Here is a 14,391-nt window from a genome sequence, read left to right on the forward strand (position 1 = left end):
TTCAATCTTTCCATCTTTCCATCTTTCAATCTTTCCATCTTTCAATCTTTCAATCATTCAATTTTTTCAATCTTTCAATCTTTCCATATTTCCATCTTTCAATTTTTTGAATCTTTCAATCTTTTTCAAAACCATTGGTAACACAGACTGTTGCAGCGGTTTAGCCCAGACGGCAGTGGCATCCTTTTTGTTTTTGCCCCCGCTTTTTTTTGGGGGCAAAAACAAAAAGATATAACGGACGGCTGGAACTGTCCATGGGTGAAAAGGCCAAAAGTAGCTGCTTCTAATAATTGTTGTTTTGATTTTTTTTAGGAATGAAGCTTATTAGTACTGTATAAAACAAAAAGCTACCGTATTGATTGTTAGTACGGTAGCTTTTTTATCAACTAATAATTACCTTCTTCTTCCATGTCCAAGGCTTCCGCCTTGTTCTCTTTGTCCTTTTTGTCTTCTTTGTCCTCCTTCATAATTGCCTGTACTATATGGTCTGTTGTTGCCTCTGTTTTGATTTGAATAATGGTATGTATTTTCTTGTTTTTGTCTGTTGTCTCTGTGGTTATATCCGTTGTTTGGATGTGGTTTGTAATAAACATTTGTTTGGTGTCTATTTGGCAAATATAGATTTCGGGAATAGGGCACCCTAAGGGTGTGGCAAGGCTGATAATAGTATCGATGAGGGGCACAGCGGTTGTAAAAAATGGTGTATCCAAATGGGCGCCAAGGTTTCCACCAGCGGGGGTAGTAGCCGTAGTAGTGTGGCGATGTCCAAGGGACGTAGCGTGGGGCAAACATGATTTGGACGCATGGCCAAAACCAAACATTTACGCCAAATGCAGTGGTTTGTATGTCAAATCCATTTGGACCTTTGCCTATGGGGCTATACGATTCGTTTATTGCTACGGGTTCGATAATGGTGTTGGGGGTATATAATTGATCGTCGCCCATGATTTGAAGAATGGCTTCTTGGTTTCCAGTGCGTTCTATGCCAATGGTGGCAATATCTTGCTTGGTTGTGTTGGACAAGTAGGTGCTCAAAACTACAACGTGTGCGTTGTTGTCTATCATTTCATCTACTTGGATGTAATCGATTTGACCGTCTTGGTTCAAATCCAAATTGTTGATGCCTTGTTGTTGGTCGTTGATTAATGTTTCAAAATTTTCTAGTGAATGGGCGTTTTTAAATACGGCCAAAGCCCCTTCTAAGCTGAATTGGTCTCCAGCTAGGGAAGGATTTTGATATTCTTGAGCAAGTCCAATTGTGGAGCAGCCCATAATGAGCATACAAAGGAGGGGTAGTTTCATGGCTTATCATTTTTAGTAATAGCTTTTAGACGTTTGAAACAAGATTTGGTTTAAAGCTAAAGGTTTATTTAGGTATTTTTTAACATATTCGATTGAATATGGTGGTTTTTTGAAGATTTAAAATACTATTTTTGTTTTTTAATTTATCAAAATGGGACTCAAAATTTTGCATACCGCCGATTGGCATTTAGGAAAAAAGTTGGATGATTTTTCAAGATTGGAAGAACAGCAATTGGTTTTGGACGAAATATGTCAGATTGCAGATGCCAATCAAGTGGATATAGTGTTGATAGCGGGCGATTTGTTTGACACTTTTAACCCCTCGGCAGAGGCTCAGGATTTGTTTTACAAAACGGTACATCGATTGTCTAAAAATGGTTCGAGGGCCGTAATTGCAATTGCGGGCAACCACGACAAGCCCGAGCGTATAGAGGCACCGCACCCCTTGGCAGAAGCCAATGGAATTCTTTTTTGTGGTTTTCCAAATACGGTTATTCAACCTTTTACAACAGATTCGGGCATGGCGGTTACACAGTCTGACGAAGGTTTTTTGGAACTGAAAATGCCACATAACCCAACGCCTTTTCGACTGATTTTTACGCCTTATGCCAATGAAATAAGGCTAAAAACAGCCTTGAATACCGCTACTAACGAGCAAGCGTTGGGCGATTTATTGCAACAAAAATGGCAGTTGTTGGCAGCTGCATATTGCGATACCGAAGGAGTAAATTTTTTGATGGCTCATTTGTATTTTATGAAAAAAAATGGCCCAATGGAAGCAGAGCCCGATGGCGAAAAGTCTATTTTGCACATTGGCGGGGCACCTCCTGTGTTTACAGATCAAATTCCGCCACAAATTCAATATACAGCGCTTGGACATTTGCACCAATATCAATGTGTAGATGATAGCGTTGCCCCTGTTTTGTATAGCTCTTCGCCTTTGTGTTATAGTTTTTCTGAGGCGGGGCAAACCAAAAAAGTAGTGATTATAGAAGCCGAATGCAACCAAAAGGCCACCTATTTTTCGGTTGATTTGAAACAAGGGCGGCCTCTTTTGCGTCGTACCTTTAGTGCTATTGCCGCTGCAGTAGATTGGTTATTGAACCATCAAAATGCTTATGTAGAACTAACCATTTTGACCGAAAATTATATAGATGGTGCCGACAGAAAGCAATTGGCCGATGCCCATCCATATATTATAGATGTTATTCCGCAAATTGTGGGGAGTAATGACAATAACCATTTAACGGGCATCAACCCTTTTTTGATAGACGAAACCCAAAATATGGAACAGCTGTTTTTAGATTATTTTAAATACAAACACAACAATGCCGAGCCAACGGATGCTTTATTGGATTTATTGAAAGAAGTTATCCATCAAAACGATACAATATGATACCTAAGATACTAAAAATAAAAGGCTTATATTCATTTACAGAAGAGCAAACCATTGATTTTTCAAAACTTATCGAGGCCCAACTCTTTGGTATTTTTGGTGCTGTGGGTTCTGGAAAATCTACCATATTAGAAGCCATTTCGTTTGCGATTTATGGTAAAACAGAACGTTTTTCGACCACGGGCGACGATAGGTACTACAACATGATGAACCTTAAATCCAACGAAACTAAAATAGATTTTACCTTTGTAGCAGGAAAAGCCAATAAAACATACCAATCGATTAGCATCTTTAAAAGGCATAAAACAAAATTTGATGAGGTAAAAAACCAACCAACTCAATTTTATGAAATTATTGATAACCAGCAAGTTCCCGTTGAGCACGAGGTGATATTGCACGAAGTTGGGGTTTCTTATAACAATTTTAAACGAACAATTATTATTCCGCAAGGTAAGTTTAGAGAGTTTTTGGAACTGATACCTAGCGAAAGAACCAAAATGCTAAAAGAACTTTTTGGTTTGTATAAATACGATTTTTCCGATAAAACAAACAAACTCCAAGCGGCCAATAACCATCAAAGAGACACAATTGCGGGACATTTGCAATCGTTTTTGCATGTGAATACAGCAAATATCAACCAGCTTCAGATAGATTTATCGGGTGTAGAACATCATTTTTTGAAACTCAAAAACGATTTGTCAGTTTTAGAGGAGGTGATTCATCAAAACACTATCCTTAAAGAAAACAGGTCGAAACTAGCTGCATTGAAACTTGTTTTTGAAAAAAATGCAATACAAAAAAAACAAGATGATAGCTTAGAAAAGGAGATTGACACGTTTGAAAAATACCAATCTATTTTCAATCAAGTTTTTGTGTCTTTAAGAGAAGTTCGGGATCATTTTGAAAGTAAACAACAAAGTTACAATCATGTTGGGGCAGCTATTTTGAGCAAGGAACAAGAAATAGCTGAAATTTTGCCCCAATTGGAAACACTTGAAGCACAGAATCAAACGCATGAAAGTGAAAAACAAAAAGCAATTGAACTTGATAAAATGTCGGAAATTATAGATTTGTTAAAAACACAATCGACTTTGACTCTTAAAAATGCCGATTTTTCACAAAAAATAACAGCCCTACAACAGGAAATCCAATACAAACAAGGATTTATACAACAATTAATGGAAAGCAATATGCAGCTCAAAACTGCCATTTTTCCAGAATCAATGTGGTATCAATTAAAAATTTGGTATGATGCTTTGAGGCAAATCAATCAAAATATTCAAAAGCACAACACCGAATGGGACACCTTACAAAAGCAGCAAGTTGCTGTAAAGGAGTGGCTTCAAGTGGCTAACTTTGGGGTTTTTGAACCAAATTTCGCACAACTTTCAGAAGATTATACTTATGATGAGTTTGAAAAAATAGTAGCAATTACTCAAAAACAATGGCAAGATGCGGTTTATGTTTTGAAAGACAATCTTTCAAAAACTCAAATCAAACACGAGTTAAGTGTATTTTCTTTACATTTACACCACGGAAAACCTTGTTTGTTGTGTGGTGCCACCTCGCATCCCAATCCGTTGAAACCAATAGACAACCATGACGAAATACTTGATTTGGAACAAAAAATAACCCATCACGAAAAAGCCATCCAAGATTTATGGGTTTGGAACCAAAAAATGAGGCAAAATTGGGAAACAACAACAGTTCTACAATCAAAATTGCTGACAATTCAAAATGAAATAAGTAGCTTGGAAAATCAAAAAGCAGTTTTGATAACTCAAATGCCCGACCCCAATTTTGCGCCTGAAGATGAAGAAAAATTGATTGTTATTGAAAAAGAATCTCAGCAAAATCAAAAAAAATTAAATCAAAACCTAACTTTAATTGACGAAGCCACGAGTGCTTTAGTGGCACAACAAAAGGAATTGGCCACCGCTATCGATCGTTGGAACGAGTTGAAAATGGAAATCAATGCCGCCGAAACAACCATGGCTATCAAAAAATCTGAAGTTCGTATCTTAAACGTAAATGACTATTCAAACCAAGATAAAAACCAAATTATTGCAGCAAAAAATCAAATTATTGCCCAAATAGCACAAAACGAAAGCGACTTAAAACAATTACTTTTAATAAAATATGAAGCAGAAAACGAACTTTTAATATTAAAAGGGCAATTGCAAAGTTTGGAACATATTTTGGCCGAAATAAAATTTGAAGAATCCAAACACAACCAAACATTACAACTAAAATTAGCTGAAAATCAATTGGATAGGGCAGAAGTTGTACGTGTTTTGAAACAAAAATGGAACACAGTTGAAGAACGAAAAAAAATAGCCGAAACCCGAGCTACTTATCATAAACTTGAAGGCGAAATAACAGCACTTCAAAAAGTTGTTGATACTCAAGTGTTTGATAATGAATTGTTTGAAAAACAAAACACCCAGTACAGGGCCATGAAAACGGATTTGGATATAACAAATCAAAAAATTGGCAAAATTGCGGATAATATCAAAACGCTACAATCTCAGCTAATCGAAAAAAACAAATTAGAACAACAACTCCATCAATTGGAAATCAGGGCCGAGAATTTAAACATTTTATCAAAACTCTTTCGTGCCAATGGTTTTGTAGAATTTGTTTCAAAACGCTATCTAAAAAATGTTATTGCCTTGGCAAACAGCCGTTTCCATATTATGGTACGACAAAAATACCAATTGGAAATGGACGAAAATGGCCATTTTTTGGTTCGTGATTTTTTAAACGGTGGCAAAACCCGTTTGTTAAAATCCCTTTCGGGGGGGCAAATTTTCCAGGCCGCCTTGTGCTTGGCCTTAGCCCTGTCCGAAAGTATTCAGAAAAATGCCAATATCGACCAGCACTTTTTCTTTTTAGACGAAGGTTTTGGAAGTTTGGACAAAGATAGTTTGCAAATTGTTTTAGAAACATTGAAATCATTGCAAAAAGAAAATAGAATTGTAGGGCTAATATCACACGTAGAAGACTTGCAGCAAGAGGTAGATGTGTTTTTGCACATCCGCAACGACGCTTCAAAATCTAGCGTTATAGATACCAGTTATTAAAAAAAGGGATTTACAAAAACTTGTAAATCCCTTTTTTTTACAAACTCATTCTAAAAGCTTCTATGATAGGATTTGCTTTATTGTAGTCTGTTTCTTGTATAAATACTTCAACGGCCAAATCTGTATTGCCAAAACCCGCCAACCTTGCCGATTGGATATTGTTTTTTATCACCGTTGCAATTCCCGCAGCCTCAATTTTTGTTTGAAGTGCCTGAGCCAATATTTCGCTCCCCGAATAGATTTTAATAAATGCCATCTTCTTTATTTTTATAGATTAATTTTTATAATATTATTGTAAATACTTGATATTCAGCACGATATTTATATAATTTTCAACATCAAATGTGTCATTTTTTTGAATGTATAGCTTTTTGTTCTAGCCCATCCAGCATTCCGTTTCAAGTACTCGCCCCAAAAGGGTTTTTTGTTTGCCACAAAAGGAGCTTCCGCTGGTCGCTCTTTTGCAGCAACAAAAAAATCCCTTTTGGGGCTGCGGGCTTTACACTACATTCTGGGCTAGTGTGTTCCCGTTTTCAAATCAAATCCAAATTTTGCAATCAAATAATATTTTCTTTAGTAAATTTTATCAGATATATTTATAAAGGAGCTCCTTAAAAAACTAGACACTTATTTTTTGAAAAATAGTTGTCAAAATCTAATTTCAATCCCCTAGCAAATTTCATTTTTTTCATATAAAAACACAAACGCTAAACCAAATTTTGGTATTATTCCTCTTCCAACGAATCAAACTCAAACACCAATGGCTCTAGCATCATTTTATCGGCCAAAATAGCTATTCGCTCCGTATATAAATCCGAAAACAGGATACGCTGTGTTTTGGCAATGCTATTTGAAATCCGCATAATTTTGGTGTCGTGCCTCATTTTCAATAGACTATCGGCATCGTCTAAAACAAACATTTTGAGCCTATTAACATTATATCCAGCTGTCGAAAACATGTCGTTGAGTCGGGTAGGGGTACCAATCAACACATCAATACCCGCCGAAATATAATTTTTATCATAATCCAAATCGCCTTTGTCATGCACGCCATATACCCTCAAATTGGTATAGCGTCCCAATTGTTCAAAAAGTTGTTCCATTTCCAAAACCTTGGCTTTATCGGCCACCATGATTAAGGCTCTTGGCGATTCTTCTCCTTCGGCCACCAATCGTTGAATAACATGAATTACAATAGTTGTCGTTTTGCCGCTGGCTGGATCTGCAATTACAATACAGTCTGCGCCACTTTTTAAGGCCGAATATGTTTCTTGTTGCAAATCATTGGCTGTTGCTAAGCCATTTTCTATCAAGGCTTGTTGCAGCTTTTCGTTTATTTTTTTCAATTTCATTTTATGGTTTATTTGCTCGCAAAAAGATTAACATCTTGTTCCGATATTTCTTGTCCGCCCAATATGATCAAACGTTCTACTACATTTCGTAACTCTCTAATGTTGCCCGTCCAATCGTATGCTTTCAACAATTGGATGGCATTGGGCATAAATATTTTGGGTACATTACCTTGCTCTTCCGATATTTTTTTTGAAAAATGTTCAATCAACAATGGAATATCTTCTCGACGGTCGTTTAGTGACGGCACTTTTATCAAAATTACGGCCAGTCTATGATATAAGTCTTCTCTAAATCTCCCTTCGGCAATTTCTTTTTTCAAATCTTTGTTTGTTGCTGCAACAACCCTAACATTTACTTTAATGTCCTTGTCGGCACCCACCCTTTGAATTAAATTTTCTTGCAAAGCCCGCAATACTTTAGCCTGTGCCGCAAGGCTCATGTCGCCAATTTCGTCCAAAAACAGTGTACCGCCATCTGCTGCTTCAAACTTGCCCGCTCGGTCTTTTACAGCCGAGGTAAAAGCCCCTTTTACGTGTCCAAACAATTCACTCTCAATAAGTTCAGATGGTATTGCCGCACAATTTACCTCAATCAGCGGAAATCCCGATCGATCACTTTTTTCGTGCAATTGATGGGCAACCAGCTCTTTTCCTGTTCCATTTGGGCCCGTTATCAAAACCCGTGCTTCTGTTTGTGCTACTTTTTCAATCATGAGTTTAATGTGGTTGATAGCTTCGCTATGTCCAATCATTTCATAATGCTTACTTACTTTTTTCTTCAATATTTTATTCTCTACCACCAGTTGTTTTCTGTCCAACGCATTTCTAACGGTGTTCAACAACCGATTCAAATCGGGCGGTTTCGATATATAATCAAAAGCACCTAACTTCATCGTTTGAATGGCTGTTTCCATATCGCCATGACCAGAAATCATCACAACAGGTATCTCGGGTTTTATCTTTTTTACGGCTTCTAATAGTTCTACTCCATCCATTTTCGGCATTTTGATGTCGCATATAATCAAATCATAATCCGTATTTTTTATTTTTTCCAATCCTATTATACCGTCTGATGCATCTTCTACTTTGTAACTATCGTTTTCCTCAGATAATATTTTTACTAACACCCGTCTAATAGCTGCTTCGTCCTCTATTATTAATATTTTACTCATAATTTTTTTCTAATATTTCAACCATTTATACAACTCTTTCCATGTTGGTTTTTTACCATACATCAAAATACCCACACGATAAATTTTGGCCGCAAACCATACTACAAATACAAAAGTAGCATATAATATTACTACCGATAGTACAATTTGATACCAAGGCACTCCAAAGGGTATTCGCATCATCATCACTATTGGCGATGTAAGCGGCACCATCGAAAACACAAGGGCTACGGTGCCATTTGGATCATTCAAAACACTAAAAAAACCAACATAAACTCCCAGCATCAAGGGCAATATGATGGGCAATAAAAATTGCTGAGAATCTGTTTCTGAATCTACTGCCGCCCCAATTGCAGCATATATAGAACTATATAAAAAATAACCTCCCGTAAAATATATGACAAAACAACTTAAAATTGTAAGCTTTGGCAATTTCCAAATCTCTAAAAAATAAGTCTGAATCAGTAGTGCCAACTCCGATTTGGAACTCCCTATCATTTCTGGCTCTAGGGCAGATGCAGCCCCCAACGGCACATGAAAAATTACCGATAACACAAAAAATAATAGCCCACCCAATAAGGCCCAAATCATAAACTGAAGCAAACCTGCCAAAGCATTCCCAATGATTTTTCCCATCATCAACGTAAATGGTTTTACAGACGAAATAATGATTTCTATGATGCGATTCGTTTTCTCCTCTATCACACTTCGCATAACGGTATTCCCATATATAATAATAAACATCATTATCAAATACCCAAATCCTGCTCCAATCCCAACTTTCAATTCATTCAACCCTTTTACCGTTGCCTCTCCAGACGATTTTATCAATTGTATCGATACTTTTGCCTGTGCTTGCTTTATCGCCTCCAAATCCAAATGGGCTTTTGCATAATTCTGATTCGTAATTTTTCGAGCAATAGTTTGCTCTATTGTATTCACAAACTCCAAACTCGGACTGTCCTTAGATATATACGACATTTTTTCCGAACCCGTTTTTGGAATAAGCAACAAGCCTTCATAACTATCCCGAAGCATTCTATCCTTCAATAAACTAACCGAAATCTTCGAAAAATCAACATACTGATACTGCTCATCACTCTCAAACTCCGAATAAAACAATCCCGTTTCATCATGTATAGCAATCGTTTTCTTGTCAGATTTCATATTGGCCAAATAACCCACAAAAAACGCCAAGCCTATCATCATCAACGGACTCAAAAAAGTCATGATAATAAAGGACTTATTCCTAACCTTTGCTATAAATTCTCTCCTTATTATAATCGATAATATACTCATATAAAATAATGTTTTGGTCTATTAATGGTTTACAATTGCATACTTGGGGCCACTGTCTGTATAAAAATATCATTGATACTAGGTATCTTCTCTACAAAATGGGTTACTTGCCCTCGCCGTGTCAATACCTGCAACAAGTCATTTGGCAATCGAGCATCTAATGCAACCTCCAATTTCAATTCATTTTGAAGCGATTTAAAATGGGCTGGCGAAATCTGGAATTGTTGTGTCAAATCATACATCAAACCCTCCACGTTATCTGTCAATATGCCAATTTCAAATCTGTTCGTTTTATGTGCCCGCTTCACATCGTCTATTTTTCCTTCAATCAACTTGTTCGATTGGTGTATCAATGCAATATGATCACAAAGCTCTTCAACACTTTCCATTCGGTGTGTCGAAAATATAATCGTAGCACCATGGTCTCTCAAAGCCAGTATTTCGTCTTTTATTATATTGGCATTCACAGGATCAAAACCCGAAAACGGCTCATCAAATATCAACAACTTCGGACGGTGCAACACACACACAACAAACTGAATTTTCTGTGCCATACCCTTCGATAATTCCTGTATTTTCTTATGCCACCACCCTTTTATATCCAACCTGTCAAACCAATACTCCAGCTGCTGCGTCGCCTCCGCCTTAGACAAGCCCTTCATTTGTGCCAAATACAAGCACTGCTCTCCCACCTTCATCGTTTTATACAATCCACGCTCCTCTGGCAAATAACCAATATGCTGCACATGCTTTGGGTGCAACGGCTCTCCATCCAAAAGCACTTCACCACTATCAGGCATCGTAATCTGATTAATAATTCGTATCAACGATGTTTTTCCAGCTCCATTCGGACCCAATAACCCATAAATACTACCCTTCGGAACCCGCAACGACACATCATTCAATGCCGTATAATCCCCATATTTTTTAATAACGTTACCAACTTCTAAAATGTTACTCGACATAAACTTAAAATTTGCCGTAAAAGTAAACAATTTTATACGATCCACATTTCAATCCCCCCAAAAAAAAACAAACAACCACCCCAATACAAATCCCACCTATATATATATATATAGGTAACCGCAAAACCTAAACAATAGGAGCAGCGCACTACGGTTTACAAAGAGCCATAGTCCCGCTTTCCGTTACAATCTTTTGTTTTTTAAAGAAAAAAACAAAAGGATTTCCACTACAATCGGGGCTATTTTAGGAAGTAGCTCGTTTTCAAATCGGCAATAAAAAATTTATTAAAGAAAATACTCATAAAATATTTTTTTTAATTAAATTTTCTAAAAAAAATATAAATAAAACAGCAATTGGAAACAGGAAAATAATTTTGACATACTCAAAAATACCAACACATACTAACAATACCAATTGCGAATTAAAAAGCTAGATTCAACTAGCAAATACAACTAATACAATTTCATACATGCTAAGATAGTTTTCAACTATTTTTATGAAGCTTGATTCAATCTTTTCTTTGCGGCTCTGCGTCTTTGCGAGATCCATTTCACGCAAAGCTCCAGAAACGCAAAGTAAATACCTTGACTATTTGAATGAGTTACGGACAATTACAATAAAAAATTCAAGTAAATTTTAACACTTTTATTCAAATTTTTATTTAAAAACAATTTTATTATAGAAAAAAAATTCTATATTTGCAAGATAATACTAATTAATCTATAAATAAATTACAATAATGTAATAAAACAAGATTTTAATAAAATAAATATCAATTTTAAATGATTATTTTTATTATTATAATACTTAATATTACAAATAAGTAAATCAAATTGCTAATTAGTCATAAAAAGGAGAACTTTCCTGCCCGATTTTTCAAAATGGAAAGACAATCATAATAAACAAAACAACCATGAAAAAATTACTCTATTATTGCTTTAGTTTACTAATTACAAATGTAATTTGGTCTCAAACAGTATCTGTAAATCAAACTACTCCTAATGCAGAAGTTGGTATTCCTACAAATTTTAACTTAACGTTAAATCCAGGAAATTCACCTGGAAACACACATTATCGAATCAACTACTGGTTAGTTATTGCAAATATTGGCAACGGAACAATCCAAGGCAATATAAACGGACAAAACACATATACTTATTACCACACCCCAACATCTCAAGTACTTGCTTTGTCAAATAATACCTCAGTAGATATTCCAATTACCTACGGCAGCAATGCCCCTGACACCGACAATGTAGAATTTCAAGTTTCGGGTTCTTATGGCACAGTAGATGCAATGGGTAATTTTCATGCGGGTCCAACTTTATACGGTAAATATAAAAAAACAAACGGAGATTCAGGATATGCTGTCGATGTAAAAATTTTGTGCACTCCCTCAATAAGTAGTCCTAATATTTTAGCCTGTTGTCCAAATAATGTTCAAATATGTGCTAGCGGATTTTGCGATGCAAATACTTTTAATTGGTCAATAACAGGAGGTAACATTGTATCAGGTTTTGGCTCTAGTTGCATTACTGTCGCACCATCTGCTGGAAATGGTGCTGTATCAGCGGGTTGTACAGTTTCAAGAAGTTCTGGACTTAGTACATATACTCGTTTTAATAGTTCAAGTATAAGCAGAACCCCTCGAACAGCATCTTTTACGGCTTTGTATCCAGAATATCCATATAATACACAACCATACAACTATATTTGCAAAGGCGGCAGCGGTCGTCAAATGTCAATGGCAACACAATGTGGTATTTCTTCAATAAATTGGGTTGCTCCAAATTGTACTATAATAGGCCAAAATACATTAACCCCCACTATAATTCCGACAAATGTTATACCAACAACCAGTACTATTAATATATATGCAACTGTAAATTTTGTTGGAGGCTGTTCAGTAAACACTCCTGCAATACCATTTAAAATCCTAGATGCAACGAATGCACCTGTTCCAAACGGTTATTTTGAAGCAGTCCCAAACAATGGAGACATTTGTACGGCTGATGTTTTTCAATTAAATTTTATTAGCACAGATGGATTTAGTAATGGAGTTACAACAATTTCTCGCGACTTTATAAGAGGGCCAGGAGACAGCATTCACTACCAGCCATCAAAACCTACACCTATTACGGTATGCAATAAAAACTTATGTACGGGGTTATCCACTTGTACTGTATTTAAAGTATATCCTCCAGCCCCTTGCGATTATTATATAAATAAAAGTATTGCACCAACATCAAATGAGAAAATCATTATTGCTCCAAACCCAACAACTGGAAATCTAAAAGTTGAACTACCAGAAGTGCTAACTGGAACATATCAGATTTTTGATCAAATAAATAATAAATTGATACTAGAAGATAAATTTGATAATAGATTAGAACTTCAGATACAAATAGATACGAAACTAAATAATGGAATATATATACTTAAAATCAATACAGAAAAATATATTTTTACACAAAAAATCATATTAAGTAAATAATTTATGAAAAAATTATATATAGTACTAATCTTGAGTATTGCCTTTATAGGCAATGCTCAAGAATTACAAGATTGGCAAGTTGGTATAACAGCAAACACTTTTGTTTTTAGCAGGATAAATCCTGATTACAATCCACAAAAAGCCAAACAAAACCTTATTAATGGTCATGGTTTTGGAATAAGCATCGAAAAAAATTGGAATCCAAGTTGGGGTATCAAGACAGGGCTAATATATAACAATCAAAATCAAAAGTATGACAATTTTTTCCATAATGGAAATGTTTATACTTCCACAGTCAATATGGACTTTAGTTATTATAAACTGCCAGTTACCATCCAATATACACATCAAATAAAAGAAAACCTCTATTTGATAATCAATCAAGGGGTTCAAATGTCATTATTAAACGATTATAAAACTATAATTGATAGTGAATTAGGTATAGAAACACTAACTCCTAATTTTATTAATGGAATTGCTAAGCAGTCATTTATTACACCAGTTGAATATTATTATAAAATAGAAAATTATGGTTGGATATATAAAAACCGTACGTATGGTATAGTGGGTTCTGTAGGGATAAAAGGTATATTGGCTAAAAAACTAACCTATTCAACAAGCATAAAATATGAATACGATATCACATCGGCAGATACAGACAAAGCTTATTTTTCAGAAAACTTCAATACCAAAAACTTTTGTATAGGACTAGAATTTGGAATGCAATATCATTTTTCCTTGACAGGATGTAGTTATTGCAAAAACCAACCACATTAATACCAATACAAATGCCAAGTTTTTAAATGCAATTAGATTTATAGACGCTAACGTAAACCACAAAACCCCTAAATCTATCGTTACAACCTGAACACATACAACAAAACCCAGCAAAGTAGCCTTGTAACATATTGAAAACGAGGTACAATAAAAAAAAAGCAAAAAAAAGGTTAAAAAAAGCTTGTATAAGCCAAAAGAAGTGCTACCTTTGCACCCGCAATAAGCGATAAGCATTTTGAAATAGGCGGTAAAAAAAAGATTTAAAAAAAAGTCAAAAAAAGTTTGCCAGAATAAAAAAAAGGTTTACCTTTGCACCCCGCAAAAGAGCGATAAAAAATTTGAAATCACGGCAAAAAAAGATTTAAAAATAAATCAAAAAAAGTTTGCCAGAAACAAAAAAGATTATTATTTTTGCATCCGCTTCGAGAGGGGCGAAAAATAAGAAGAAATGTTCATAGACATATTGAATTGACAGCCGTTTTAACAGCAATGTTAAAACAGAAAAAAAAGAGAGTAAGCGTTTAGTAAAACGACGTACATCGCAAATAAT

11 protein-coding genes are annotated in these 14,391 nt (G+C 35.4%); 4 read left to right on the forward strand and 7 right to left on the reverse strand.

What is annotated here, in order from left to right; translation table 11 throughout:
• Window positions 1-393: 393 nt before the first annotated feature.
• Window positions 394-1,302 carry a hypothetical protein gene (locus B0A58_RS09745; protein WP_133063120.1) on the reverse strand — a complete coding sequence of 303 codons (909 nt, stop codon included), beginning with the start codon at window positions 1,300-1,302 and terminating at the stop codon, window positions 394-396.
• Window positions 1,303-1,453: 151 nt separating this feature from the next.
• Between B0A58_RS09745 and B0A58_RS09750 the strand changes: the two genes are divergently transcribed.
• Window positions 1,454-2,698, forward strand: a complete 1,245-nt coding sequence (locus tag B0A58_RS09750) for a metallophosphoesterase family protein (protein ID WP_089080904.1) — start codon at window positions 1,454-1,456, stop codon at window positions 2,696-2,698.
• On the forward strand, window positions 2,695-5,781 hold the full coding sequence (locus B0A58_RS09755; RefSeq protein WP_089080905.1) for an SbcC/MukB-like Walker B domain-containing protein: 3,087 nt from the start codon (window positions 2,695-2,697) through the stop codon (window positions 5,779-5,781). The genes B0A58_RS09750 and B0A58_RS09755 overlap by 4 nt, the downstream gene beginning before the upstream one ends.
• Before the next feature lie 37 nt (window positions 5,782-5,818).
• Here B0A58_RS09755 and B0A58_RS09760 read toward each other — a convergent pair whose 3' ends face one another.
• The 5 genes from B0A58_RS09760 to B0A58_RS09780 all read right to left on the reverse strand — a co-directional run bounded on the left by B0A58_RS09760 (window position 5,819) and on the right by B0A58_RS09780 (window position 10,569).
• Window positions 5,819-6,037, reverse strand: coding sequence for a putative signal transducing protein (locus B0A58_RS09760; protein WP_089080906.1), 219 nt, complete (start codon window positions 6,035-6,037; stop codon window positions 5,819-5,821).
• 469 nt (window positions 6,038-6,506) lie between these two features.
• On the reverse strand, window positions 6,507-7,133 hold the full coding sequence (locus B0A58_RS09765; protein ID WP_089080907.1) for a DEAD/DEAH box helicase: 627 nt from the start codon (window positions 7,131-7,133) through the stop codon (window positions 6,507-6,509).
• A gap of 8 nt (window positions 7,134-7,141) precedes the next feature.
• The gene (locus B0A58_RS09770) at window positions 7,142-8,305 is read right to left on the reverse strand and encodes a sigma-54-dependent transcriptional regulator (RefSeq protein WP_014084799.1); all 1,164 of its coding nucleotides are present in this window, start codon (window positions 8,303-8,305) and stop codon (window positions 7,142-7,144) included.
• A gap of 9 nt (window positions 8,306-8,314) precedes the next feature.
• Window positions 8,315-9,604 (reverse strand): ABC transporter permease, encoded by a 1,290-nt coding sequence (locus B0A58_RS09775; RefSeq protein ID WP_089080908.1) that lies wholly within the window; start codon window positions 9,602-9,604, stop codon window positions 8,315-8,317.
• 29 nt (window positions 9,605-9,633) lie between these two features.
• Window positions 9,634-10,569, reverse strand: coding sequence for an ABC transporter ATP-binding protein (locus tag B0A58_RS09780; protein ID WP_089080911.1), 936 nt, complete (start codon window positions 10,567-10,569; stop codon window positions 9,634-9,636).
• Between the two features lie 914 nt (window positions 10,570-11,483).
• Between B0A58_RS09780 and B0A58_RS09785 the strand changes: the two genes are divergently transcribed.
• Both B0A58_RS09785 and B0A58_RS09790 read left to right on the forward strand, forming a co-directional pair.
• Window positions 11,484-13,064, forward strand: a complete 1,581-nt coding sequence (locus tag B0A58_RS09785) for a T9SS type A sorting domain-containing protein (RefSeq protein ID WP_089080909.1) — start codon at window positions 11,484-11,486, stop codon at window positions 13,062-13,064.
• Between the two features lie 3 nt (window positions 13,065-13,067).
• On the forward strand, window positions 13,068-13,841 hold the full coding sequence (locus B0A58_RS09790; protein ID WP_089080910.1) for a porin family protein: 774 nt from the start codon (window positions 13,068-13,070) through the stop codon (window positions 13,839-13,841).
• A gap of 361 nt (window positions 13,842-14,202) precedes the next feature.
• On the opposite strand, the gene B0A58_RS16640 is transcribed toward B0A58_RS09790, so the two are convergent.
• Window positions 14,203-14,391 (reverse strand): hypothetical protein (locus B0A58_RS16640; RefSeq protein WP_207758844.1); only part of this gene is annotated, 189 nt, incomplete at its 5' end.

Source organism: Flavobacterium branchiophilum NBRC 15030 = ATCC 35035 (assembly GCF_002217205.1).
Lineage (GTDB): Bacteria > Bacteroidota > Bacteroidia > Flavobacteriales > Flavobacteriaceae > Flavobacterium > Flavobacterium branchiophilum.

Coding starts and splice junctions, on each gene's coding strand:
- B0A58_RS09745 (WP_133063120.1), bottom strand. CDS start 1,302: ATGAAACTACCCCTCCTTTGTATGCTCATTATGGGCTGCTCCACAATT.
- B0A58_RS09750 (WP_089080904.1), top strand. CDS start 1,454: ATGGGACTCAAAATTTTGCATACCGCCGATTGGCATTTAGGAAAAAAG.
- B0A58_RS09755 (WP_089080905.1), top strand. CDS start 2,695: ATGATACCTAAGATACTAAAAATAAAAGGCTTATATTCATTTACAGAA.
- B0A58_RS09760 (WP_089080906.1), bottom strand. CDS start 6,037: ATGGCATTTATTAAAATCTATTCGGGGAGCGAAATATTGGCTCAGGCA.
- B0A58_RS09765 (WP_089080907.1), bottom strand. CDS start 7,133: ATGAAATTGAAAAAAATAAACGAAAAGCTGCAACAAGCCTTGATAGAA.
- B0A58_RS09770 (WP_014084799.1), bottom strand. CDS start 8,305: ATGAGTAAAATATTAATAATAGAGGACGAAGCAGCTATTAGACGGGTG.
- B0A58_RS09775 (WP_089080908.1), bottom strand. CDS start 9,604: ATGAGTATATTATCGATTATAATAAGGAGAGAATTTATAGCAAAGGTT.
- B0A58_RS09780 (WP_089080911.1), bottom strand. CDS start 10,569: ATGTCGAGTAACATTTTAGAAGTTGGTAACGTTATTAAAAAATATGGG.
- B0A58_RS09785 (WP_089080909.1), top strand. CDS start 11,484: ATGAAAAAATTACTCTATTATTGCTTTAGTTTACTAATTACAAATGTA.
- B0A58_RS09790 (WP_089080910.1), top strand. CDS start 13,068: ATGAAAAAATTATATATAGTACTAATCTTGAGTATTGCCTTTATAGGC.